Origin of the sequence: Streptomyces akebiae, assembly GCF_019599145.1 — a bacterium.
GTDB lineage: Bacteria > Actinomycetota > Actinomycetes > Streptomycetales > Streptomycetaceae > Streptomyces > Streptomyces akebiae.
This window is the reverse complement of record NZ_CP080647.1, coordinates 8,273,595-8,297,684: the sequence shown is the minus strand read 5'-3', so window position 1 is coordinate 8,297,684 and position 24,090 is coordinate 8,273,595. Positions and strand designations below refer to the sequence as shown.

Sequence of the window (24,090 nt, the reverse complement as noted above, 5' to 3'; positions counted from 1 at the left end):
GTGCGGTGCGAGCCGACCGTCCGCCCCGTGAGCGGCCCGGCCGTCGAACGATGGGGCGCGTCCTCCGGTCGGAGGACGCGCCCCATCGATGTCCCTCGGGCCACGTGTGACGTCGGCGACGCCTGTGCAGAGTCGTTACTGCAACGGCTTCACAGGGCCACGCCGAGAAGCGCGTCCACGGCGCGCGACACCACGCCGGGCGCGCCCTCGTCCGTACCGCCCCGCTCCTGCTGGAGGGCGGCCCAGCGGTCGACGGCGGCGAGCGCGGTGGGCGCGTCCAGGTCGTTCGCGAGGGCCTCGCGGATCTCCTCTACCAGGGCCTCGGCGGGCGGTCCGTCGGGCCGGGAGACGGCGGCGCGCCACCGGTCGAGACGGGCCACGGCGTCCTGGAGCACCTGGTCGGTCCACTCCCAGTCGGCGCGGTAGTGGTGGGCCAGGAGTGCGAGCCGTATCGCGGCCGGGTCGACCCCGTCGCGGCGCAGCCGGGAGACGAAGACCAGGTTGCCCTTGGACTTCGACATCTTCTCGCCGTGCAGCGCGACCATTCCGGCGTGGACGTACGCCTTGGCCATGGGGAACTCGCCGGTCAGCGCCTGCGCGTGCGAGGCGCCCATCTCGTGGTGCGGGAAGGCGAGGTCGGAGCCGCCGCCCTGGACGTCGAAGCCCATGCCGAGGTGGTCGAGGGCGATGGCGACGCACTCGATGTGCCAGCCGGGTCGGCCGCGGCCGAGGGAGCCGCCGTCCCAGCTGGGCTCACCCTCACGCGCGGCCATCCAGAGCATCGGGTCGAGGGGGTTCTTCTTGCCGGCCCGGTCCGGGTCTCCGCCGCGCTCGGCGGAGAGCAGCCGCATCGTGGCGGCGTCGAGGCGCGAGACCTTGCCGAAGTCGGGGTCGGACTCGACGGAGAAGTAGATGTCCCCTTCGAGTTCGTACGCGGCGCCGGAGTCACGGAGCCGCTCGACGAGCGGAACGATGCCGGGGATGGCCTCGACCGCGCCGATGTAGTGGCGGGGCGGGAGCATCCGCAGGGCGGTCATGTCCTCGCGGAAGAGGGCGGTCTCCTTCTCGGCGAGGGCCACCCAGTCGATGGCGTCGCGCTCGGCCCGCTCCAGCAGAGGGTCGTCGACGTCCGTCACGTTCTGGACGTAGTGAACCTGCCGCTTGGTGTCGAGCCACACGCGCTGAACGAGGTCGAACGCGTTGTAGGTCGCCGCGTGACCGATGTGGGTCGCGTCGTAGGGGGTGATACCGCAGACGTAGATACGGGCGACGGGACCGGGGTCAAGGGTGATGAGCCCATCGGTCGCGGTGTCGTGGATCCGAAGGTCGCGGCCCTTGCCGGGCAGGGCGGGGACCTCAGAAGCGGGCCAGGCATGCATGCCACGAGCCTAACCCGATCGCCGCGCCACTATGCCGGGCGCCTGGGCACTCGGGGGTACGCCCTGTTTCGCGAGTGTCGTCGTCTCTCCGCGAGCAGTCGTGCCGCTGGGGCGGCACGGGTGGGCGCGGCGGCGCCTCGTGACCGCCGAGCAGCGACAACTCCGGCGGTCGGCACGGCGAGGGGTGCCCTCGAACCGGTGGTCTCAGACCGGTGGCCAGGGGATCGCCGGCCACTCCCCGCTCGGCTCCGGGTGCCGTCCGCTCTTCAGCAGCGCGGCAACCCGCTCCCGTGTGGCGTCGAGTTCGGCCGGTGTGATCAACGCGACGAGCTTCCCGGCCAGGGCCCCGCCCTCGGCGAGCGCGTCCCGCAGTCGCTCCAGCACGCTCACGGCCTCGCCGGTGAGCGGCTCCCCCGCCCAGCCCCACAGCAGCGTCCGCAGCTTGTTCTCGACGTTGAAGGTCACTCCGTGGTCGATGCCGTAGAGCCGCCCCTCGGCGGCGGGCAGAAGGTGCCCGCCCTTGCGGTCGGCGTTGTTGACGACCGCGTCGAGGACGGCGAGCCGCCGCAGCCGCTGGTCGTCGGCGTGCACGAGGAGCGCGCTCTCGCCGTCCCCGACCTCCGCGAAGCCGACGGCCTTCCAGCCCTCCCCGGCCTCCTCACCCTCGACGAGGGCCAGCAGTTCGGACCCGGGCGCGCCCTCGATCCACAGCTGGCACATGCCCTGCCCGTACGGCCCGTCCCGCAGCACGGTGGGCGGGACGAGCCCCCAGCCGGTCGCCTCGGACACCTCGTACGCGGCGACCTCCCGCTGCGCGAGCGTCCCGTCGGGGAAGTCCCACAGGGGCCGCTCGCCGGCGACGGGCTTGTAGACGCAGGCGGCCTCCCGGCCCTCGTGCGAGACCGTGCAGTACAGCACCGCGTTGGACGCCTCCCGCACCTGTCCGCGCACGGTCAGCTCGCCCTCGGCCAGCAGCCTGACCGACGGATCGACCAGCGGGGTGGGCGACGGCTCGGCGGAGGAGGTCACTCCCCGCGCCGGTATCCGTTCTGGCGCGGACATACGTGTCCTTCCGGGTCGAGCGGCAGACTGCACAGCGGGCACGGCGGACGCCCCGCGTTGACGACGTCGAGAGCGCGCTTGGCGAAGGCCCGGGCCTGGGCGCCGGTGAGGCGGACGCGGAGCATCGGCGGGCCGTTCTCCTCGTCCTGGAGCATCCGCTCCTCCGCCTCGGCCAGGTCCTCCTCGGAGTCGGCGTCCAGCTCGACCAGGGCCTGGGCCTCGACGATCATCCGCTCCTCGTCGCCGTCCCAGGCCAGCGCCATGGTGCCGACCCGGAACTCCTCCTCGACGGGGGTCTCCAGCGGTGCCGTGTCCGACACCTCGGTGGGGGCCACGGCCGGCACCGCGGCGCTGCCGCCGCTGCGCCGCACGACCTCGTCCAGCAGTTCGTCCATGCGCTCGGCGAGCGCGGCGACCTGGGTCTTCTCCAGGGCTACGCTGGTGACGCGCTGCCCGGAGGAGGCCTGCAGGAAGAAGGTACGGCGCCCGGGCAGCCCGACCGTACCGGCCACGAAGCGGTCCGGGGGGTCGTAGAGGAACACCTGACGGGACACGTCCTGTCTCCATTGGAATCGACGTCGGGACCGGCCGCGTCGGCTGCTGAGGGGTTCAGCGCCGCCGCGACCGCTTCACCCTACTGCGGTTGACGATCACGGTGCTCCCGCACCGCCTCCCACGGTCGCGTCACCGCTCGGGGGCTCCTCGCGCGGCGCCAGGGACGACAGGTCCCCGGTGTCGCCGAGACGGACGAGAAACGGCCTGAGCCGGGTGTAACGGATCGCGGTGATGGAACACGGTTCGACAGAGATCCGCTGGAAGAGGTCCAGATGAAGTCCGAGTGCGTCCGCGACGAGCGACTTGATGATGTCGCCGTGCGAGCACATCAGGTACACGGCGTCGGCACCGTGCTCACGCTCCACGCGCGCGTTCCACTCCCGGACCGCCTCCGCGGCCCGGTGCTGCATGGTCCGCATCGACTCACCGCCGGGGAACGCGGCGGCCGTCGGATGCGCCTGGACCACCTCCATCAGCGGCTCGTCGTTCAACTCGGCGAGCTTGCGGCCGGACCAGTCGCCGTAGTCGCACTCGCCGATGCGTTCGTCGGTGTGCGGGACGAGTCCGGGCCGGGTGTCGAGCAGCGGCCGGATCGTCTCCTGACAGCGCTGGAGCGGGCTGGTGACGACCTCGGCGATCGGCAGCCCGGCGAGGCGGCCGGGCAGCGCCGCGGCCTGCGCGGCACCTCGCTCGTCGAGCGCGACCCCGGGCGTCCACCCGGCGAGCACGCCCTCGGTGTTGGCGGTGGAACGTCCGTGCCGGACAAGGATCAACGTGGGCATGCGCCCCAGCCTAGACGCCCGTCCGACGCACTCCCCCGGCCCTGTGGACAAGGCCCCGTGAAAGGAACTCCCCGTGATCGTCGACTGCGCCGTCTACCACGACGGGCACCGCGCCGAGGGCCCCGACGACCTCTCGGACGCACTGGCCGCCGCCCGTGCCTCGGGCGGCTTCGTGTGGATCGGCCTGCATGAGCCGTCGGAGAAGGAGTTCGCCCTGGTCACCGAGGAGTTCGCGCTGCATCCGCTGGCCGTGGAGGACGCTCTGAAGGCCCACCAGCGGCCCAAGCTGGAGGTGTACGACGACTCGCTGTTCATGGTTCTCAAGCCGGTCGTGTACGAGCCGTCCAGTGACACCGTGACCAGCGGCGAGGTGATGGTCTTCCTCGGCCACGCCTTCGTCGTCACCGTCCGCCACGGCGAGGGCTCGCCCCTGGGCGTCGTACGCCGTCGCCTGGAGCAGGAGCCCGAACTGCTCGGCAAGGGGCCCACGTCCGTGCTGTACGCGATCACGGACGCCACGGTCGACCACTACCTGGAGGTGGCGACCGAGCTCCAGACCGACCTGGAGGAACTGGAGGCGGAGGTCTTCTCGCCCGACGTCGGCGGCTCACGGAACACGGCGTCCCGGATCTACACCTTCAAACGCCAGGTCCTGGAGTTCCGCCGGGCCACCGGCCCCCTCGCCGCACCGCTCGGCCGGCTCTCGGGCACCGGTACCTCCACCCTCGCGGTGCCCTTCGTCGAGGAGAGTGCCCAGCCCTTCTTCCGCGACGTCAACGACCACCTCACCCGCGTCAACGAGTCCGTCGAGGGTCTGGACCGACTGGTCTCCGACATCCTCTCCGCGCATCTCGCGCAGATGAGCGTCCGCCAGAACGACGACATGCGGAAGATCTCGGCCTGGGCGGCCATGGCCGCGATCCCGACCATGGCCGCCGGTGTCTACGGCATGAACTTCGAGCACATGCCCGAACTGCGCTGGGTGTGGTCGTACCCGGCGCTGATGGCACTGATGGTCATGACGGAGGTGCTGGTGTACCGGCTCTTCAAGCGCCGCGGCTGGCTGTAGCCACCGCCCGCCCCGTGCCCCTGTTCCTCGTGCCGTACGCGCGCGTGGGCGGACGACGACGCCCCACGCGCGCGTACGGGTGGAGGAGGTGCTCAGGCGAACTCGGGGGCCGCGGTCGCCGGTCCGCCCAGGGCGTCGCGGCGTTCCGGCATCGTCAGGGTCACCATGCGGCGCCAGCCGACCGCCCGTTCGTACGCGTACATGGCGTGGATGCCCGCGGCGAGGACGACCGCCTTCGCCTTCGGCCAGCCCAGGACCCGCCCCATGTGGTCCATGACGGCCAGGCTGACGTCCCGGTAGACGGCGATCTCCGCGAGGGCGCACTCGCGCAGGGTCCGCTGGATGAGGCGACCGTGTCCGGCGGCCGCGTAGCGCAGCAGTTCCTCGTGGGTGTAGGCGAGGTGGTTGTCCTCGTCGTCGGAGATCATCCGGACGGCCTTGCCGATCTCGGGGTGATCCGCGAAGTGCTTGCGGAGCATCACCATCTGGTCGGCGGCGCGCTGTTCGGTGACCCGGCTGTGGGACAGGTAGACGATGATGTCCCGCAGTGTGAGGGCCTGGTCGGCCTTGAGCTTCTCGTGCGCGAGACCGATGCCTCGGCGTTCGAGGAGCATGGTGTAGTCGGTCTCGGGCGGGACCTCGACCGGTCGGAGGCCGCGCTTCTTCATGAGGGCGTTGAAGATCCGCCCGTGTTTGTCCTCGTCGGCACCGTGCCGGGTGATCTTCGGTGCGAGCGCACGCTCGCTCTGCGGGACGAGCGCGGCGATGCGCGCGTTCTCCCAGCCGCCCTGCGTCTCGCCACTGGCGGCGATCGAACAGAACAGTCGGAACGACTCGTCGTTGTCGACGATCTCCTGGAACAGACTCTTGGCCGAAAGCATCTGAGGCACCTCTCTGCAGGGGTCCTGGCAGGGGTCCTGCAGAGAACGAGTCAAATGGGGTACCAGGAGCCGGGCAACAGCTGTGTCGGACAAATCCGCCGAACGAAGGATGCCGGGGCGGCGCGAACGCGTAACCGGGCGGGTCGCGCCGCGTTGTGCTGAGTGACGGCCGTGGCGGGGAAGACCCCCGAGCCCCCACCACGGCCGCGGAACTTCCCCACCCCGCCCGTCCGGCCGATATCGGCTGATACCGGCCGGTATCGGCACTCATCGGCACTCGTCGGGCCGCTGCGCCGTTCGGGTTACGCGAGCCCGGCCAGCTCCATGGCCTCGGTGCCGGCCCTGAGCGAGGCGATCCGCTCGTCCAGGGTGAAGCCCGCCGGGGCGAGCGTGAGGGTGGTGACCCCGGCCTCGGCGTAGGCCTTCATCCGGTCGGCGATGCGCTCGACGGAACCGAGCAGCGTCGTCTGGTCGATCAGCTCGTGCGGAATGGCGGCCGCGGCGCCGGCCTTGTCACCGGCCAGGTACTTGTCCTGGATCTCGGCGGCCTCCTTCTCGTACCCCATGCGCTGGGCGAGCTGGTTGTAGAAGTTCTGCTTGCGGCTGCCCATGCCGCCGACGTACAGCGCGGTGTACGGGCGGAAGGTGTCGGCGAGCGTCGTCACGTCCTTGTCGTCACCGACGGCGAGGGGCAGGGTCGGGCAGACGTCGAAGCCTTCGAGGGTCTTGCCGACCTTCTCCCGTCCCGCCCGCAGGTACTTGATCGCCGTGTCCTCCAGGTGCGCGGCCGAGGGGAAGATCAGCAGGGCGCCGTCGGCGATCTCGCCGGTCTGCTCCAGGTTCTTCGGCCCGATCGCGGCGATGTACAGCGGGATGTGCTCGCGCGTGGGGTGCACGGTCAGCTTCAGCGGCTTGCCGGGCCCGCCGGGCAGCGGCAGCGTCCAGTGCTCGCCGTCGTGCGACAGGCGCTCACGGGTCATGGCCTTGCGGACGATCTCCACGTACTCGCGGGTGCGGGCGAGCGGCTTGTCGAACTTGACCCCGTACCAGCCCTCCGAGACCTGCGGTCCGGAGACGCCGAGGCCGAGCCGGAAACGGCCGCCCGAGAGCGAGTCCAGCGTCGCGGCGGTCATCGCGGTCATGGCGGGCTGGCGGGCCGGAATCTGGAAGATGGCCGAACCCACGTCGATGCGGTCGGTCTTGGCGGCCACCCAACTGAGCACGGTGGCGGCGTCGGAGCCGTAGGCCTCCGCCGCCCAGCACACCGCGTATCCCAGCCGGTCGGCCTCCTGGGCCACGGCCAGGTTGTCCCCGTCCATTCCGGCACCCCAGTAGCCGAGGTTGATCCCGAGCTTCATATAGACCAGCCTTCCCCTTACCGATCAGTAACGTCCTTGTTCCGCCGACCCTACCCCCGCGCTCCGCCGAGCTCCCCCACGTTGCGGTGGAGCGTTTCCGTTGTCCACAGGCCCCCACGTGACGGACCGTGGCCAGTAATGTCGGCGTTCATGGAGCAGAGGCATCTCGGCCGTACCGGCCTGCGCGTGTCCCGGATCGGGCTCGGCACCCTGACGTGGGGCCGCGACACGGACGAGCATGACGCCGCGGACATGTTGAAGCTGTTCTGGGAGGCGGGCGGCACCCTCGTGGACACGGCGGACGTGTACGGGGACGGCGAAGCCGAGTACCTGCTCGGGCAGTTGATGGACGGGCTGGTGCCCCGCCGCGACCTGGTCATCTCCACGAAGGCCGGCAGCGTCCCGGACCCCGACCGCCGCTTCGACGGTTCCCGGGGCCATCTGCTCGCCGCCCTGGACGCCTCCCTCGCCCGCCTCGGCACGGACTACGTCGACCTCTGGCACATCCACGCCTACGACCCCGAGACGCCGCTCGACGAGACCCTCCAGGCCCTCGACCTGGCCGTCAGCAGTGGCCGGGCCCGGTACGCCGGGGTCTCCAACTTCTGCGGATGGCAGCTCGCGAAGGCGGCCACCTGGCAGCTCGCGGCCCCCGGTATACGCACGCGCCTGGCCAGTACGCAGCTGGAGTACTCCCTGCTGCAACGCGGTGTGGAGCGCGAGGTGCTGCCCGCCGCCCTGGACCTGGGCATCGGTCTGCTCCCTTCGTCGCCGCTGGGGCGCGGGGTGCTGACCGCCAAGTACCGCCACATCACACCCCCCGACTCCCGGGGCGGCTCCGAGCACATGGCGCCGTTCGTCGCGCCGTACCTCGACGAGACGGCGACCAGCATCGTGGAGGCGGTGCAGACCGCCGCGGACGGTCTCGCGGTGACCCCGCTCCAGGTGGCCCTCGCCTGGGTGCGCGACCGGCCCGGCGTGGCCGCGCCCATCGTCGGCGCGCGCAACGCGCTGCAGCTCACGGGGGCACTGTCAGTGGAGACCCTTAGTCTTCCTGACGAGATCTGCCGGGCTCTCGACGACGTGTCGGCGCCCGTGCACCGCTATCCCGATCACGACTGGAGCACGCTGTGAGCACGGAGCCCGCGACCACGGGGACGGACGAGCCGGGAGGACGGGGCGACACACCGCCCTCCGACACGCCCGACGACGCAGCCGCCGGGGGCGCTCCGGAAGGCTCTGCCGGTGCCGCCGACAGCGATCCGGAGGCGGGCGACGGGCAAGCGGGGGACGGGACCGGGGAGGGCGGGTCGGCCGACGCCGACCATGCCGACGATGCCGGTGGCGCCGGCGCCGGCGCCGGCGCCGGCGCAGCAGCGTCCGAAGTCTCCGAAGCACAGGCCGAGTTGACGGCTCAGCGGTTGGAGCGGGAGCGGATCGAGCGGCGCAAGGCGGAGAAGAAGGCACCGATCACGAGCGGGGCCAAGCTCAGCGGGACGGCCGCCGATCTCCTGGCCGCCGTACGGGCCGTGGAGGGCGGCCGGAAACCCACGGCCACCGCCTTCGACGAGCCGGACCCCACGCCGCGTCGGCCCGCGCGGGAACCGGTGCGGCGAGCGCAGCCCATGGCACCCCCGGCCGGTGCGGCGGCTCCCTCCGGCGAGACGGTCGAGGCGGTGCGCGCGGTGCTGGCCGAGGGCGGTGCTCCCGAGGCGCTGGTGCCCCAGGTCGCCGAGGCGCTCGGCGCGGGCGCGGGCGCCCGACTGCGGGAGGACCCCTGGCAATTGCTGCGCGTTCCGGGCGTACGCCCCGAGCAGGCGGACGGGTTCGCGCGGGCCCTGCTCGGCGCGGAGTGCGGCCCGGACGACGAGCGGCGGGGCCGGGCGATCACCGTATGGCTGCTGGAGCAGGCCGCCGTGGCCGGGCACACGGCGCTGGAGGCCCCGGCTCTGGTCACCGCGCTCGGTCTGCGGTCCGTCCCCGACCCCGACGAGGCCGTCCAGAGCACTGTGGCCGAGGGGGAGGCCCTGGTCTTCCAGGACGCGCTGGACGACGCCCCGTCCGCGCCCCGGTCCGCGTCGGCTGCCGCGCCGGCTGCCTCAGACGCCGGCTCCGACGCCGACGGTGAGGGCGAGGGGGACGAGGCGGAGGAGGAGCGCCCGGTCCGCGTCCTCATCGGCCTGGAGCGTTACGCCCTCGCCGAGGAGAGCCTCGCCGACGGACTGGCCCGCGTCATGAACTCCCTGCCCAAGGAGGATCCGACCGACTGGGCCTCGGCAGCGGCGTCGGCGCCGCGTTCCGCCGGGGAGCTGATCCGTGCCGTCGCCGGACACGGGCTCGTGCTGCACACCGGCGGCGAGGCGGCCCGCGCGGAACCGGCGGCGCTCGTCACGGCAGCCCGGCAGCTCGGACTGCGGGCGTACGCGGCGACGCACAGCGCTGACGGCAGGCGCCACTTCGCCTCCCGGCTGGCCTCCGCCGGCGGGCGCGACACCGCCGAGGGGGACGACACCGCCGTGACGACCCTCGCCGGGCTGCTGTCCGGCGCCGAGGGACCCGGCCGCGACGTGGACGGCGCGCTCGACCTGGACCTTCTGGTGGTGCTGGACGCGCCCCAGTTGGACGTCGAGACCGCCGCGCTGCTCGCCGAGTCGCTGCCCGACGGGGCCCGGCTGGTGCTCAGCGGCGACCCGGGGGTGCTGTGGTCCGCCGGGCCGGGCCGGGTCTTCGCCGACCTGCTCGCCGCCCGGGCCTGCCCGCAGGTGGCCTCGCGGACGCCCGACCCCGGGCCGATCGGAGAACTGGTCTCGGGCATCGGGATCGGCGAGCTGAACCAGGTCGAGGCCCCCGGCAAGGAGGTCGTGATCGTTCCGGTGCGGGACGCCGGTGAGGCGGTGCACCGAACCGCGCAGCTCGTCGTGGACTCGGTGCCGAGGGCGTTCGGGATCCCCGCGGAGCAGGTGCAGGTGATCACCCCCGGTCATGGGGGCGCCGCCGGTACGCGTGCGCTGAACGCCGCGCTCAAGGAGCGGCTGAACCCCGGCCCGGGCCGTTCCGGCGGCTTCGACCCGGGCGACCGCGTGGCCCACTCCCCCGCGCCGGGCCGTACGACCCCCGGCCGCGTGGTGAAGGCCGATGCCGAGGGGCTGCACCTGGAGTGCGCGGGCGTGGCCGTCGTCGTACCGAAGGAGCGGGTCGAGCAGACCGTGCGGCACGGGTGGGCGCTGACCGCGCACCAGGCCGTGGGGCACCGGTGGCCGGCTGCGGTGGTGGTGCTGCCGGGTGACGCGGCACAGGCCCTCACGCGCCCCTGGGTCTACACGGCCTTCGGCCGAGCCGAGCGGCACCTGTCCGTCGTGCACGGGGTGGACCAGGCCCTGCCCCGCGCGGTCGCCGAGATCCCGCCGAAGCCACGCACGACACGGCTGCCGGCGTTGCTCAAGGCGCAGGTGCCGTCGGCCGATTGACGGTGCCGTGGAACCGGGACGAGCGCGGGCCGAACGCGCGCCCCTGGGGCGGCCCGCAGGGCCGTCCTCCAGGGGCGCGGGGAACTTGGGCGAGCGACCACCGACGACCTGCGGCGGCCCGACCACGGACGCCCCGAGACGCCCCGAGACGCCCCGAGACGAGCGGTGCCCGTGGATCGGCCCCCTACCGGTCCACGTCCAGCGGTTCGAGATCCTCGTCCTCGTCCAGCTCCGCCTCCGGCGTGAGGTCGTCGTCCAGGTCGTCGTCGTCCGGCTCGTCGTCGAAGACCGCGCTGACGTCGAAGCGGCAGACGACCCGGTGCGCGTCGACCCCCTCGAAGGGTGCCTCCAGCCACTCCCCGGGCTCGGCGGTGTCGTCCGCGGCGGTCACCCAGAGCGTGGAGTCGCCCTCCTCCAGGCCGAACTCCTTGTGCCGGGAGGCGATCTCGTCCGGTTCGAACTCCCCGAACAGCACGCCGAGGGCGCCGAGCACCGTGCTCGCCGCCCCCTCGGAGACGGTCGGCTCCTCGGCCGCCTCCACCCGCTGCGCCTGTGCCAGCAGCCGCTGAGGCTCACCCACCGTGTAGTCCCGGCGGATCAGCACACTGAGCGCACCCGGTTCCTCGGGGCCGATGTACGGCGGCCTGTCCTCGGTGCCGGGGATCTCGAAGGGAGTGACCTCGTCATAGCGGTCGTAGAGCAGTTCGTCGTACTCCTCGGCGGCCGCGGCCAGCTCGTTGAACGCCTCGTAGACGGCCGGGTCGTCCTCCCCCGACCGGCGTTCGACCGCGGCCAGGTGGCGGTCGAGCGCGGTCTTGACCGCCTCGGCGGCGGCGCGTACCTCGGCAGCGGTGGGCTGCGCAGCATCAGACATAGTGCAGACGCTATCCGTACCGGGCCCCAGCCCGCACAATAGATACCGATGCCGGAATACGAATTTGTCGACGTGTACGTACCGCGCGGGGTCTCTCGCAAGGACGCCACACGCCTGCTGACGGACCATGCCGAGTACGGACACTGGGAGTTGGACCGACTGAGCCTGCTGCGTGACGGCAGCCGCAGGGTGCGGTTGCGCCGACGGATCATCCGCCAGGTGCGCGCCACATGGTGAGTGGGCGGAACGAAACGGAGCGGGCCCCGCTGGTGCGGGGCCCGCTCCGTTCGGTGGACGCCGCCGCCGGTTACAGCGCGGCGGCCCGTGCCTTGCGGTAGATCAGGGCGCCCCCGATCAGTGCGCCCGCGCCCACCGGAAGCATCAGCCCCAGAGGCAGGTCACCACCGGTCTGGGCGAGCTGCGCGGCGCCGTCGGACTGGGTGACGGTCTGCGTACCCGGGGTGTTGGTGTCACCGCCGGGAACCTCGCCGCCCGGACCCTCCGGTCCGCCCGGCTGGCCGGGCTTGCCCGGTGCCTGGGGGGACGCCTCCTCGGAGTCGCCCGGCGGGTTCTGCGGGCCGCCGCCCGGGTTCTCGTGCGACCCTCCGCCGCCCGAGTTCCCGCAGTCGTCGTCCGCGACCCCGTTGCCGACACCGACCACGCTGACGCTGTTGCCGCACACGTTGACCGGCACATGGACCGGAACCTGGATGTGGTTTCCGGAGGCCACACCCGGCGAGTCACCGGTGTGACCGCCGGCGTGGGAGCCGCCGTACGACGGACCGTGGCCGTCGTCGCCGTAACCGCCGCCGCCCGAGCCGTTCGAGCAGTCGTTGCCCACGGCGGTGTTGCCGACGCCGACCACGTTGACGCTGTTGCCGCACACGTTGACCGGCGCGTTCACCGGGGCCTGCACGACGTTGCCGGAGGCCACGCCCGGCGAGTCACCGGCGTGCCCCCGGGCCTGGGAACCACCGTGCGAGGAACCGTGGCCCTGGTCGCCGTGGCCGTCGGCGTACTCGCCGTTGGAACACTTGTTGCCGGCCGCCGGGTTGAGCAGCCCGACCACGTTCACCGTGTTGCCGCAGACGTTGACCCCGGCCTCCACCGGCGCCTGCACGGTGTTGCCGGAGAGCACGCCCGGCGAGTGGGTGGCGGAGCCCTGCGCGCCGGAGTGGGCGTGCGCCATGCCTCCGGCCGCGGCAAAGACTCCGGACGCGGCCGCCACCGTCATGAGGCCTTTGCGGGTGACCTGTCGCATTACTGAATACCTGCCTTAAGCCCTATGTTGTGATCTTGCACCTTGTCGGGAGACCGGACGGCCCCGGAGCGCATGGCGCGCACTCCGGGGCCGACGGTTCATTCAGCCCCTCACCGGGTGAGGCACAACGTCACTTGTTGATGCAGGTGTTGCCGAAGGCGGGGTTCAGCAGCCCGATCACCGAGATCGTGTTGCCGCACACGTTCACGGGGGCGTGAACCGGCACCTGAACGACATTGCCGGACGCGACGCCCGGGGAGCCGACGGCGGCACCCTGGGCCCCGGCGTCGGCGACGGCCAGACCCGCGCCCGCGAGAACCAGACCACCAGTGGTTGCCGCAGCGGCGACGACCTTCTTGAGCATTATTCCTCCTTGTTGGCAAAGCGACCCGAAGTAGCGAGTCGCATCACCTGTAACGAGGAAGGAGTAATGGAGCTACGAGCTTATGGTCGGATTCACCCGTCACGGTCGATCTTCGTACGGGCGGCCGAATAAGTACCGATGGACTCCGAACAGGTCAGTACGCGTCGATGAAACGGTCGAGCACGCGCACACCGAACTTCAGGCCGTCCACCGGCACCCTCTCGTCGACCCCGTGGAACATGCCCGCGAAGTCCAGCTCCGGCGGCAGCTTGAGCGGCGCGAAGCCGAAGCCCCGGATGCCGAGGTCGTCGAAGGACTTGGCGTCCGTACCGCCGGAGAGCATGTACGGGACCGCCTTCGCGGCCGGGTCCTCGGCGAGCAGCGCGGACTGCATGGCGTCCACGATCGCTCCGTCGAAGGAGGTCTCCAGCGCCTTGTCGGAGTGCACGTCCTCGCGCCGCACCTTGGGGCCGAGGATCTTGTCGAGGTCGGCGAGGAACTCCTCCTCGAACCCGGGCAGGAACCGTCCGTCGACATGTGCGGTGGCCTCGCCCGGGATGACGTTGACCTTGTAACCGGCGCCGAGCTGGGTGGGGTTGGCCGTGTTCCGCAGGGTCGCGCCGATGAGCTTGGCGATTCCGCCCAGCTTGGCGAGGGTGCCCTCCATGTCCTCCGGGTCGAGGTCGGTGCCGAGCGCGTCGCCGAGTTCGTCGAGGAAGGCGCGGGTGGTCTTGGTGACCCGTACCGGGAACTGGTGGCGGCCGAGACGCGCGACGGCCTCCGACAGCTCGGTGATGGCGTTGTCGCGGTGGATCATCGAGCCGTGGCCCGCCGTTCCGGCCACGGTCAGCTTCATCCAGTGCATGCCCTTCTCGGCCGTCTGGATCAGATAGAGCCGCCGCTGCTCGCTGACCGTGAACGAGAACCCGCCGACCTCGCTGATCGCCTCGGTGACGCCCTCGAAGAGATCGGCGTGGTTCTTGACGAGGTGCTTCGCGCCGTACGTGCCGCCGGCCTCCTCGTCCGCGAGGAAGGCGAGCACGATGTCGCGCGGGGGCCTGCGGCCGCTGCGCAGCCGGTCGCGGACGACCGCCAGCGTCATGGCGTCCATGTCCTTCATGTCGACCGCGCCCCGGCCCCACACACAGCCGTCCGCGACCTCGCCGGAGAACGGGTGGTGGGTCCAGTCCGCCGCGTTGGCCGGGACGACGTCGGTGTGGCCGTGGATGAGCAGCGCGGGCCGGGACGGGTCCTCGCCCTCGATCCGGGCCACCGTGGAGGCGCGGCCCGGGTGCGACTCGAAGATCTGCGGTTCCAGTCCCACCTCGGCGAGCTTCTCGGCGACGTACTCGGCGGCCCTGCGCTCACCCGGGCCCGAGTGGTCGCCGAAGTTGCTGGTGTCGATCCGGATCAGTTCACTGCAGAGGTCGACGACCTCGTCCTCACCGGTCACGCGCCTGCCCGTGTCCGTCTCACTCACGCTGGTTCCTCCCGCTGTCGCTGCTGGTGGTTCCCCCTCATCCTCCTCCTGCCCCACGGCCCGTCCCAAGACCGGGACCGACCCGTCACACGCCGTTCACGCGCGGCCGCCCCCGGGACGGGGTGTGATCGGGGGCCATCGAAAGCCTGGTAATGTTTCCTCCGTCGCCGCGAGGGAGACCCCGCACGACAGACACCTTGTCCGGGTGGCGGAATGGCAGACGCGCTAGCTTGAGGTGCTAGTGCCCTTTATCGGGCGTGGGGGTTCAAGTCCCCCCTCGGACACACTGTGGCGAAGGCCGCGACCCCCGGGTCGCGGCCTTCCGCGTTGTCGGCGGCCAAATGTGGGACATATCTCTACCTGTTCGAGAAGCTGCAGGTCACAGCCGTCCGGCTGCCCCCTGCGGGCCGTCCTCCGGATGCCCCCGCTTGGCCGTCACGACAGGCCGTAGTCACCCGAGCACTAGAGTATTGGGCTTGTTCGGCACCGGTACGGAAATATCCCCAGGCAGACCTGCGGCCCTCCGGCGCCCCCGGATGGTCCGGGTTCGAGAGGCGAGGATCCGATGGCCGCCGTGTACGAGAGTCCCGACCTGACGCTGCTCGACGGAGAGTTGGCGGAGGAGGCCGGGCCGTTCGGCGGGGCGGCGCGGTTCTCGGCCGGTCCCGCGGCCTCCCCCCGCACGCTCGTCGACGTCTTCGAGGCATCCGTGCGGTCGTACCCGGACGAGCCCGCGCTGGACGACGGGAAGCGGCGGCTGACCTACCGCGCGCTGGCCGTCGAGGTGGAGAACCTGCGGCGACGACTGGGCGCCGCCGGGGTCGGGCTCGGGGACCGGGTCGGGGTGCGGGTGCCGTCCGGCACCAACGAGCTGTACGTCGCCGTTCTCGCGGTGCTGGCCGCCGGCGCCGCCTACGTGCCGGTCGACGCCGAGGACCCCGACGAGCGGGCCGAGCTGGTGTTCGGGGAGGCGGAGGTACGGGCGGTCATCGGGGCCGGGCACGAACTGACGGTGAACAGCGCGTCGGACGTCCCCGCCGCGCGGCCCGGCGTCGAGCACGACGCGTGGATCATCTTCACCTCCGGGTCGACGGGCCGGCCCAAGGGGGTGGCCGTGAGCCACCGCAGCGCCGCCGCGTTCGTGGACGCCGAGGCGGCGCTGTTCCTGACCGAGGAGCCGATCGGGCCCGGGGACCGGGTGATGGCCGGGCTGTCGGTGGCCTTCGACGCGTCCTGCGAGGAGATGTGGCTGGCCTGGCGGTACGGGGCCTGCCTGGTGCCGGTGCCGCGCTCGCAGGTCAGGAGCGGCGCCGATCTGGGGCCCTGGCTGGTCGAGCAGGAGATCACGGTCGTCTCCACCGTGCCGACGCTGGCCGCGCTCTGGGAGCCCGAGACCCTCAACGACGTACGGCTGCTGATCTTCGGCGGTGAGGCCTGCCCGCCGGAGCTGGTGCAGCGGCTGGTGACGGAGGGCCGCGAGGTCTGGAACACCTACGGGCCGACCGAGGCCACCGTCGTCGCCTGCGCCTCGCTGATGTCCGGCGCGGAGCCGATCCGGATCGGGCTGCCGCTCGACGGCTGGGAGCTGGCCGTCGTGGACGAGGCCGGGGAGCCCGTGCCGATGGGCGGCAGCGGCCAGCTCGTGATCGGTGGGGTGGGGCTCGCGCGGTATCTCGACGCCGAGAAGGACGCGGAGAAGTACGCGCCGCTGGAGTCGCTGGGCTGGGAGCGCGCCTACCGCAGCGGCGACCTGGTGAAGGCCGAGCCCGAGGGGCTGGTCTTCCTCGGGCGGGCCGACGAGCAGATCAAGCTCGGCGGGCGGCGGATCGAACTGGGCGAGGTCGACGCCGCGTTGCAGGCACTGCCCGGCGTCGCGGGCGCCGCGGCGGCCGTACGGACCGCGCGGAGCGGGAACCAGCTGCTCGTCGGCTACGTGGTCACCCAGGAGGGCTGGGACCACGCGGCGGCCGTGACGAAGCTGCGGGCCGGGCTGCCGGCCGCGTTGGTGCCGCTGCTGGCGCCGGTGGCGGAGCTGCCGACCCGGACGTCCGGGAAGGTCGACCGGAACGCCCTGCCCTGGCCGCTCGCGGATGTGGAGAACGCCGGTCCGGCCGAGGAGTTGTACGGGACCGAGGCGTGGCTCGCCGAGCAGTGGGCCGAGGTGCTGGGGATCCCGGTCGGCGGCGCGGGCGACGACTTCTTCGCGATCGGCGGGGGGAGTCTGGCCGCCGCGCAGCTGACGACGCGGCTGCGGACCCGGTATCCGAGCGTCGCGGTGGTGGACGTCTACCAGCGGCCCACGCTCCGGAAGCTGGCCCGGTATCTGGAGGAGTCCGGTGGAGAGGACGGTGCCCGGCGGGCCGTGGCGCCCGTGCCGGTGCGGTCGCGCCTGGTCCAGCTCGCGCTGCTGGTTCCGCTGTTCGGCCTGCTCGGTCTGCGGTGGGTCGTCCCGCTGGCGGCGCTCGGGAATCTGCTCGGCTCGTACGCCTGGCTGCCGGCCGCGCCCTGGTGGGCCGTGGCCGGCGGGGCGGTGCTGTTCTTCACCCCGCCGGGGCGGCTGGCGATCGCGGCGGGTGGGGCGCGGCTGCTGCTGCGCGGTGTCGAGCCGGGCCGGTACGCGCGCGGCGGAAGCGTGCATCTGCGGCTGTGGACGGCCGAGCGGCTGGCCGAGTTCAGCGGGGCGACCTCGCTGACCGGGGTCTGGCTGGAACGGTACGCGCGTGCCCTGGGCGCCAAGGTCGGAGCGGATGTCGATCTGCACGCGCTGCCGCCGGTGACCGGGATGCTCAAGCTCGGGCGGGGCGCGGCCGTGGAGTCCGAGGTGGACCTCTCCGGGTACTGGCTCGACGGGGACCGGCTGGAGATCGGCCCGGTCAAGGTGGGCGCCGGTGCGGTCGTCGGGACGCGGAGCATGCTGCTGCCGGGGGCCAGGGTCGGCAAGCGGGCCGAGGTGGCGCCCGGGTCGGCCGTGGTCGGACAGGTTCCCACCGGGCAGCGCTGGGCCGGGGCGCCCGCGGTCAAGCTGGGCAAGGCGAAGCGGAACTGGCCCAAGGAGCGCCCGCGGCGGGGCCTGTTCTGGCGGGCGTCGTACGGCGTCACCGGAGCCGGGCTGACCGCGCTGCCGGTGCTCGCCGGGGCCGCCGCGCTGGCCGTGTTGACTCCGTTCGTGGATCCGCGGGCCGGACTCGGCGGTGCCCTGCGGGGCGCGGCACTCGGCCTGGCGCCCGCCACGCTCGCCTTCGGGGCGGCATACGCGCTGCTCCTGCTGATCGCCGTGCGGCTGCTGAGCCTCGGGCTGCGGGAGGGTACGCATCCCACGCACAGCCGCGTCGGCTGGCAGGCGTGGACGGTCACCCAGCTGATGGACCGGTCGCGGGAGACGCTGTTCCCGCTGTACGCGGGGCTGGTCACGCCGGTGTGGCTGCGGCTGCTCGGGATGCGGATCGGCCGGGGCGCGGAGGTGTCGACGGTGCTGGCGCTGCCCAGTCTGACGACGGTCGGGGAGGGGGCGTTCCTCGCCGACGACACCCTGACCGCGCCGTACGAACTGGGCGGCGGCTGGATGCGGATCGGGCGGGCGGAGATCGGACGGCGGGCGTTCCTGGGGAACTCCGGGATGACCGCGCCGGGGCGCTCCGTGCCGGACGGCGGTCTGGTGGGGGTGCTGTCGGCGACGCCGAAGAAGGCGAAGAAGGGCAGCTCGTATCTGGGGCTGCCGCCCGTCAGGTTGCCCCGGGCGGCGGCGGGCGGCGACCAGAGCCTGACGTACGAGCCGCCGGCCCGGCTGCTGTGGGCGCGGGCGCTGGTGGAGCTGTGCCGGATCGTGCCGGTGTTCTGCTCCGCCGGGCTCGCGCTGCTGACGGTGGCGGTGCTGAGTGTGCTGGGCGGCTGGGCGTGGCTGTGGGGCGGCATCGTGCTGCTCGGGGCGGGCGTGCTGGCGGGTCTGGTGTCCGTCGTCGCGAAATGGCTGCTCGTGGGGCGGCACCGCAGCGGGGAGCATCCGCTGTGGAGCGGCTTCGTGTGGCGCAACGAGCTGGCGGACACCTTCGTGGAGGTGCTGGCCGTGCCGTGGCTGGCCGGGGCGGTGCCCGGTACGCCGGTGCTCAACGTGTGGCTGCGCGGGCTGGGCGCGCGGATCGGCAAGGGGGTGTGGGTGGAGAGCTACTGGCTGCCCGAGACCGACCTCGTGACGCTCGGCGACGGGGCCACGGTGAACCGGGGATGTGTCCTGCAGACCCACCTCTTCCACGACCGGATCTTGCGGACGGATACTGTGGAGCTCCGTGAGGGTGCCACCCTGGGCCCGGGCGGAATCGTCCTGCCCGGCAGCGTGGTCGGGGCCCGCACCACGCTGGGTCCGGCGTCGCTGGTCATGGCCGCGGAGTCCGTTCCCGACGACACCCGGTGGCTGGGCAACCCGATCGAGTCATGGCGCCGTTGATCACGGCTCGTGCGGCTTCGGGCGACCCGGGGGACGATGGACGTCGTACGAGAGCGGAGCGGGGAGCAGAAGCGGCAGTGGCGGTTCAGCAGTCAGTGGGTCCGGACCCGTACTTCCCGGCGAACGGCGATTCCCGTTACCGGGTTCATCGGTACGAGCTGGCTGTGGACTACCGGCCGGGGCCGAACCGGCTGTCGGGCACCGCGCGGCTCAACGCCATAGCGGGCCGGGCCGCGCTCGCCGAGTTCCAGTTGAACCTGGCCGACTTCAAGATCGGGCGGGTGCGGGTCGACGGGCGGGCGCCGCACTACTCGCACCGGGGCGGCAGGCTGCGGATCCGGCCGGCCAAGCCGATCCGGCCCGGGGCCGCGTTCACGGTCGAGGTGCACTGGTCGGGCAATCCCAAGCCGGTCAACAGCCCCTGGGGCGGGCTCGGTTGGGAGGAGCTGACCGACGGGGCGCTGGTGGCGAGCCAGCCGGTCGGGGCGCCGTCCTGGTATCCGTGCAACGACCGGCCCGCCGACAAGGCCTCGTACCAGATCTCGGTGACGACGCCGTCGGCGTACCAGGTGGTGGCGGGCGGGCGGCTGCTCACCCGTACGGCGAAGGCGTCCACGACGACGTGGGTGTACGAGCAGTCGGCGCCGACGTCGAGCTATCTGGTGGGGCTGTCGATCGGCAGGTACCAGACCGTGCTGCTGGGCGATCCGAGGCCGGGTGGGGTGCCGCAGCACGGGCACATCCCGGCGCACCTGCTCACCGAGTTCTCGCGGGACTTCGCGCGGCAGCCCGCCATGATGGAGCTGTTCGAGGAGCTCTTCGGGCCGTACCCGTTCGGGGAGTACGCGGTGGTGGTGACCGAGGAGGAGCTCGATGTCCCGGTCGAGGCCCAGGGGTTGTCGCTGTTCGGCGCCAACCACGTGGACGGGGCGCGGGGTTCGGAGCGGCTGGTGGCGCACGAGCTGGCGCATCAGTGGTTCGGCAACAGCGTGTCCATCGCCGACTGGCGGCACATCTGGCTGAACGAGGGGTTCGCCAAGTACGCCGAGTGGCTGTGGTCGGAGCGTTCCGGCGGGCGTTCGGCACAGCAACTGGCGTCCGCCGCGCACCAGAAGCTCGCCGCGCTGCCCCAGGATCTGCGGTTGGCCGACCCGGGCCGCAAGCTGATGTTCGACGACCGGCTCTACGAGCGCGGGGGTCTCACCGTCCATGCCGTCCGCTGTGCCCTCGGTGACGAGGCGTTCTTCCGGATGCTGCGCGGCTGGGCGACCGTCCACCGCGGTGGTGCCGTGACGACGGCCGGCTTCACCGCGCACGCGGGCCGCTACGCCGACGGGCCGCTGGACGCCCTGTTCCGGGCCTGGTTGCGGGAGCCGGCGCTGCCGCCCCTGCCCTCCCCCAGGGGCTCCGGGGTGCCGGCGCGACCGCCGTATCCGCCGACGAACGCGGGCTCGGCGTAGAGCGGGCAGAATGACTGCCATGTCGTCGCGCCGCAGTGGTTCCAGGGCCAGGTCGAAGAGTGCTTCGCGGGCCGCTTCGCCGGTCCCTCGCACGTGCCCGTGCGGGCTGCCGCAGACCTACGAGGACTGCTGTGGGCGCTACCACTCCGGGAGCGCCGCCGCGCCGACCGCCGAGGCCCTGATGCGGTCCCGGTACAGCGCGTTCGTCGTGCGCGACGAGGCCTATCTGCTGCGCAGTTGGCATCCCCGCACCCGGCCCGCCGACATCGCCTTCGACACGACGATGCGCTGGACCGGCCTGGAGATCCTGGAGAGCCGGGACGGCTCCGCCTTCCACACCACCGGCACCGTAACCTTCCGCGCCTCGTACCGCGGCGGCTCGATGCACGAACGCAGCCGCTTCGAGCGGGTGGACGGGGCGTGGGTGTACGTGGACGGCGAGTTCCCGGAGTCGTGACCCGTTGCTTCGACCCGCTGCCGTCCGTCGGCGACGGCAGGGAGGCGTTCAAGGGGCGCTGGGAGGAACGGCCCCGGCCGAACGTGCCGGGGTAGGCGTACCACCGGCCGAGGACGCCCGCGCAGACGGCCCGGCTGGTCGAGGCGGCGAGAGAGGACCCGTTCGCCTGCTACGCCTGCGACGTGGACGCTTGGTGGACGTCGGGTCCGGTGCGCGATGCGCGAGTGGTGGCGGGTGCGGCCGTGCGGAACGTGGTCGTGCGTTCACGGCGCCAGGATGTCCAGTTCCTGGAGGGCGCCCTCGGTGATCTCCCTGGTGAGCTGTTCGGCTCGGGAGGCGTCGTGTTCGCGGATGGCCTCGGCGACCTGGACGTGGAGGGTGACGGCGACGGGGTCGGGGTCGTGGAACATCACGGCGTGGTGGGTGCGGCCGGCGAGGACCTCCTCGACGACGTCGCCGAGGCGGGCGAACATCTCGTTGCCGGAGGCGTCGAGGATCAGGCGGTGGAAGACGACGTCGTGCCGGAGGTAGCCCTCCAGTTTGTGGCCGCGTGAGTTGGCGACCATGCCGATGGCGCACTCGGTGAGCGCGGCGCACTGCTCGGCGGTGGCGTTGCGCGCGGCCAGGCCCGCGGCGATCGGTTCGACGGCGGAGCGCAGGACGGTGAGGGAGCGCAGCTGGCGGGGGCGGTCCGCGCCGGCCAGCCGCCAGCGGATGACCTGCGGGTCGTAGACGTTCCACTCGGCGGGCGGGCGGACGATCACGCCGACCCTGCGGCGGGACTCGACCAGGTGCATGGACTCCAGCACGCGGACCGCCTCGCGCATCACGGAGCGGGAGACCTCGAAGGTCTGGGCGAGTTCGTCGGTGCGCAGCACGCTGCCCGGTGGGTAGTCGCCCGCCGTGATCGCCGGTCCGAGGGTCTCCAGAACTCGGCCGTGCAGCCCCCGGCCCGGTGTGGTCATGGGGATCAGGGTACGAGGAGGGGGCAGTGAAGAAAAAGTCAGACTTATTTAGGTCGAGGGCTTGAATTCGTCGTACCTAATGGGTTTCAGTGTCGTCGACGTCAGGTGACGTCTCAGATGTCGACGAAGACAGCGAGGTAGTGATGCGTACCCCTCAGGTCGTCGTGGTGATGGGCGTGGCGGGGACCGGGAAGACCACGATCGGTCCCCTGCTCGCGGCCCGGCTCGGCGTTCCCTACGCCGAGGGCGACGACTTCCACCCCGAGGCCAACATCGCCAAGATGTCGGCCGGGACACCGCTGGACGACGCGGACCGGGGGCCGTGGCTGGACGCCATCGGCACCTGGGCGCACGACCGGGCGGGACTCGGCGGGGTGGTCAGCTGTTCCGCGTTGAAGCGTGCCTACCGGGACCGGCTGCGGGCGGCGGCGCCCGGTGTCGTCTTCGTGCATCTCGCCGGTGACCGGGCCCTCATCGAGGACCGGATGTCCCACCGGCAGGGCCACTTCATGCCCACGGCGCTGCTCGACTCGCAGTTCGCCACGCTGCAGCCGCTGGAGGCGGACGAGGCGGGCGTCACGGTCGACGTGGCGGGCGCGCCCGAGGAGATCGCCGAGCGGGCGGTCGCAGCGCTGCGGGAGTTCGATCCGGCGTCGTCGTAGGCCCTCGGCGCGCCGCCTCCTTCTTCCGCTTCTCCCCCACCTCCCCTGAAACTCCCCTACCAAGGAATCACCGTGACCAGACTCAACGTCGAGCTGCTGGCAGCGGACCCCGTCGAGCCGATCACCTCGGCGGGGCACGCACAGCTGGGCATCGCCGTACTGGCGGGTATCGCCGTGATCGTCGTGCTCATCACCCGCTTCAAGGTGCACGCCTTCCTGGCGCTGACGATCGGCTCGCTCGCGCTCGGCGCGTTCGCCGGGGCCCCGCTGGACAAGGCGATCGCCAGCTTCACCACCGGGCTCGGCACGACCGTGGCCGGGGTCGGTGTGCTCATCGCGCTCGGCGCGATCCTCGGCAAGCTGCTGGCGGACTCCGGGGGCGCCGACCAGATCGTCGACACCATCCTGGCGAAGGCCGGCGGGCGGGCGATGCCGTGGGCGATGGTGCTGATCGCCTCGGTGATCGGGCTGCCGCTGTTCTTCGAGGTCGGGATCGTGCTGCTCATCCCGGTCGTCCTGATGGTCGCCAAGCGTGGCGACTACTCGCTGATGCGCATCGGCGTCCCGGCCCTCGCCGGTCTGTCCGTGATGCACGGGCTGATCCCGCCGCACCCCGGTCCGCTGGTCGCGATCGACGCGGTGCAGGCCAATCTGGGCGTCACGCTGGCGCTGGGCCTGGTCGTCGCGATACCGACCGTGATCATCGCCGGTCCGCTGTTCTCGAAGTACGCGGCGCGCTGGGTGGACGTCCCGGTGCCCGAGCGGATGATCCCGGTACGGGCCTCGGAGGAGCTGGAGAAGCGGCCCGGGTTCGGCGCGACCATCACGACCGTGCTGCTGCCGGTGGTGCTGATGCTGGCCAAGGCGCTCGTGGACATCGTCGTGGACGACCCCGAGAACATGGTGCAGCGGGTCTTCGACGTGGCCGGCTCGCCGCTGATCGCGCTGCTCGCGGCCGTGATCGTGGGCATGTTCACGCTGGGGCGGGCGGCCGGGTTCACCAAGGAGCGGCTGGGGTCGACCGTCGAGAAGTCCCTCGCGCCGATCGCGGGCATCCTGTTGATCGTCGGCGCGGGCGGCGGGTTCAAGCAGACACTCATCGACTCCGGGGTCGGGCAGATGATCCTGGAGATATCCGAGGACTGGTCGATCCCCGCGCTCGTCCTGGCCTGGCTGATCGCGGTGGCGATCCGGCTGGCGACCGGGTCGGCGACGGTCGCCACGATCTCGGCGGCGGGCCTGGTGGCACCGCTGGCCGCGGACATGTCGACGACCCACACCGCCCTGCTCGTCCTCGCCATCGGCGCGGGCTCCCTCTTCTTCAGCCATGTCAACGACGCCGGCTTCTGGATGGTGAAGGAGTACTTCGGGATGAGTGTCGGCCAGACCATCAAGACCTGGTCGGTGATGGAGACGATCATCTCGGTGGTGGCGGGGGCGATCGTGCTGCTGCTGTCGCTGATCATCTAGGTTTCGGCGGCCGTCGCCGTCCGCCGGTGTCCGCCGCCGTGGCCGAGTGCCGCGGCGGCGGAGTCATGTCCGCGGCGGCATCGGTGACCTGCGGCAGCCGACC

20 protein-coding genes and 1 tRNA gene are annotated in these 24,090 nt (G+C 72.1%); 10 read left to right on the top strand and 11 right to left on the bottom strand.

Translation table 11 applies throughout. The features are described 5' to 3' along the window. Positions 1 to 149: 149 nt before the first annotated feature. The 4 genes from mshC to K1J60_RS35945 all read right to left on the bottom strand — a co-directional run bounded on the left by mshC (position 150) and on the right by K1J60_RS35945 (position 3,778). Complete coding sequence (mshC, locus tag K1J60_RS35960) at positions 150 to 1,379, bottom strand: cysteine--1-D-myo-inosityl 2-amino-2-deoxy-alpha-D-glucopyranoside ligase (protein WP_220649862.1); 1,230 nt, start codon at positions 1,377 to 1,379, stop codon at positions 150 to 152. A gap of 204 nt (positions 1,380 to 1,583) precedes the next feature. After that, positions 1,584 to 2,441: an SCO1664 family protein gene (locus K1J60_RS35955; protein ID WP_220649861.1), complete on the bottom strand. Its 858-nt coding sequence runs from the start codon at positions 2,439 to 2,441 to the stop codon at positions 1,584 to 1,586. After that, positions 2,405 to 2,995 (bottom strand): DUF3090 domain-containing protein, encoded by a 591-nt coding sequence (locus K1J60_RS35950; protein ID WP_220649860.1) that lies wholly within the window; start codon positions 2,993 to 2,995, stop codon positions 2,405 to 2,407. Before K1J60_RS35950 ends, K1J60_RS35955 begins: the two co-directional genes overlap by 37 nt. A 96-nt stretch (positions 2,996 to 3,091) precedes the next feature. After that, a complete protein-coding gene (locus K1J60_RS35945) occupies positions 3,092 to 3,778 on the bottom strand; it encodes a histidine phosphatase family protein (protein ID WP_220649859.1) in 687 nt (228 codons plus the stop codon). 73 nt (positions 3,779 to 3,851) lie between these two features. Between K1J60_RS35945 and corA the strand changes: the two genes are divergently transcribed. Further along, positions 3,852 to 4,847 (top strand): magnesium/cobalt transporter CorA, encoded by a 996-nt coding sequence (corA, locus tag K1J60_RS35940; RefSeq protein WP_220649858.1) that lies wholly within the window; start codon positions 3,852 to 3,854, stop codon positions 4,845 to 4,847. A 92-nt stretch (positions 4,848 to 4,939) separates the two neighbouring features. On the opposite strand, the gene K1J60_RS35935 is transcribed toward corA, so the two are convergent. Then, on the bottom strand, positions 4,940 to 5,728 hold the full coding sequence (locus K1J60_RS35935) for a ferritin-like domain-containing protein (protein WP_220649857.1): 789 nt from the start codon (positions 5,726 to 5,728) through the stop codon (positions 4,940 to 4,942). 302 nt (positions 5,729 to 6,030) lie between these two features. Further along, a complete protein-coding gene (locus K1J60_RS35930; protein ID WP_220649856.1) occupies positions 6,031 to 7,086 on the bottom strand; it encodes an LLM class F420-dependent oxidoreductase in 1,056 nt (351 codons plus the stop codon). 150 nt (positions 7,087 to 7,236) lie between these two features. Between K1J60_RS35930 and K1J60_RS35925 the strand changes: the two genes are divergently transcribed. Beyond that, on the top strand, positions 7,237 to 8,220 hold the full coding sequence (locus K1J60_RS35925) for an aldo/keto reductase (RefSeq protein ID WP_220649855.1): 984 nt from the start codon (positions 7,237 to 7,239) through the stop codon (positions 8,218 to 8,220). Then, positions 8,217 to 10,553, top strand: coding sequence for a helix-hairpin-helix domain-containing protein (locus K1J60_RS35920; RefSeq protein WP_220649854.1), 2,337 nt, complete (start codon positions 8,217 to 8,219; stop codon positions 10,551 to 10,553). The genes K1J60_RS35925 and K1J60_RS35920 overlap by 4 nt, the downstream gene beginning before the upstream one ends. 184 nt (positions 10,554 to 10,737) lie before the next feature. Here the strand turns inward: K1J60_RS35920 and K1J60_RS35915 are convergent, their stop codons facing one another. Then, positions 10,738 to 11,427, bottom strand: coding sequence for a hypothetical protein (locus K1J60_RS35915; protein WP_220649853.1), 690 nt, complete (start codon positions 11,425 to 11,427; stop codon positions 10,738 to 10,740). A gap of 48 nt (positions 11,428 to 11,475) precedes the next feature. Between K1J60_RS35915 and K1J60_RS35910 the strand changes: the two genes are divergently transcribed. After that, positions 11,476 to 11,664, top strand: coding sequence for a DUF5703 family protein (locus K1J60_RS35910; protein ID WP_005485166.1), 189 nt, complete (start codon positions 11,476 to 11,478; stop codon positions 11,662 to 11,664). A gap of 70 nt (positions 11,665 to 11,734) precedes the next feature. On the opposite strand, the gene K1J60_RS46950 is transcribed toward K1J60_RS35910, so the two are convergent. From K1J60_RS46950 to K1J60_RS35895, 3 genes are all read right to left on the bottom strand, one after another. Next, positions 11,735 to 12,688, bottom strand: coding sequence for a chaplin (locus K1J60_RS46950; protein WP_220649852.1), 954 nt, complete (start codon positions 12,686 to 12,688; stop codon positions 11,735 to 11,737). Positions 12,689 to 12,818: 130 nt separating this feature from the next. Continuing rightward, a complete protein-coding gene (gene chpH, locus K1J60_RS35900; protein WP_220649851.1) occupies positions 12,819 to 13,052 on the bottom strand; it encodes a chaplin ChpH in 234 nt (77 codons plus the stop codon). 154 nt (positions 13,053 to 13,206) lie between these two features. Beyond that, positions 13,207 to 14,532, bottom strand: coding sequence for a M20/M25/M40 family metallo-hydrolase (locus K1J60_RS35895; protein WP_220649850.1), 1,326 nt, complete (start codon positions 14,530 to 14,532; stop codon positions 13,207 to 13,209). Positions 14,533 to 14,731: 199 nt separating this feature from the next. Here K1J60_RS35895 and K1J60_RS35890 point away from each other — a divergent pair. The 4 genes from K1J60_RS35890 (at position 14,732) to K1J60_RS35875 (ending at position 20,890) form a co-directional block, all read left to right on the top strand. Beyond that, positions 14,732 to 14,816: transfer RNA gene (locus K1J60_RS35890), tRNA-Leu, on the top strand. A gap of 281 nt (positions 14,817 to 15,097) precedes the next feature. Then, positions 15,098 to 18,973, top strand: a complete 3,876-nt coding sequence (locus K1J60_RS35885) for a Pls/PosA family non-ribosomal peptide synthetase (RefSeq protein ID WP_220649849.1) — start codon at positions 15,098 to 15,100, stop codon at positions 18,971 to 18,973. Positions 18,974 to 19,050: 77 nt separating this feature from the next. After that, positions 19,051 to 20,433 carry a M1 family metallopeptidase gene (locus tag K1J60_RS35880; protein ID WP_220649848.1) on the top strand — a complete coding sequence of 461 codons (1,383 nt, stop codon included), beginning with the start codon at positions 19,051 to 19,053 and terminating at the stop codon, positions 20,431 to 20,433. Between the two features lie 19 nt (positions 20,434 to 20,452). After that, positions 20,453 to 20,890: a YchJ family protein gene (locus K1J60_RS35875; protein WP_398683788.1), complete on the top strand. Its 438-nt coding sequence runs from the start codon at positions 20,453 to 20,455 to the stop codon at positions 20,888 to 20,890. Positions 20,891 to 21,153: 263 nt separating this feature from the next. On the opposite strand, the gene K1J60_RS35870 is transcribed toward K1J60_RS35875, so the two are convergent. Continuing rightward, positions 21,154 to 21,855: a FadR/GntR family transcriptional regulator gene (locus K1J60_RS35870; RefSeq protein ID WP_220649846.1), complete on the bottom strand. Its 702-nt coding sequence runs from the start codon at positions 21,853 to 21,855 to the stop codon at positions 21,154 to 21,156. A gap of 143 nt (positions 21,856 to 21,998) precedes the next feature. On the opposite strand from K1J60_RS35870, the gene K1J60_RS35865 reads away from it, so the two are divergent. Both K1J60_RS35865 and K1J60_RS35860 read left to right on the top strand, forming a co-directional pair. After that, positions 21,999 to 22,517, top strand: a complete 519-nt coding sequence (locus K1J60_RS35865; RefSeq protein ID WP_220649845.1) for a gluconokinase — start codon at positions 21,999 to 22,001, stop codon at positions 22,515 to 22,517. A 72-nt stretch (positions 22,518 to 22,589) separates the two neighbouring features. Then, positions 22,590 to 23,987: a GntP family permease gene (locus tag K1J60_RS35860; protein ID WP_220649844.1), complete on the top strand. Its 1,398-nt coding sequence runs from the start codon at positions 22,590 to 22,592 to the stop codon at positions 23,985 to 23,987. The last annotated feature ends 103 nt before the right edge of the window (positions 23,988 to 24,090 follow it).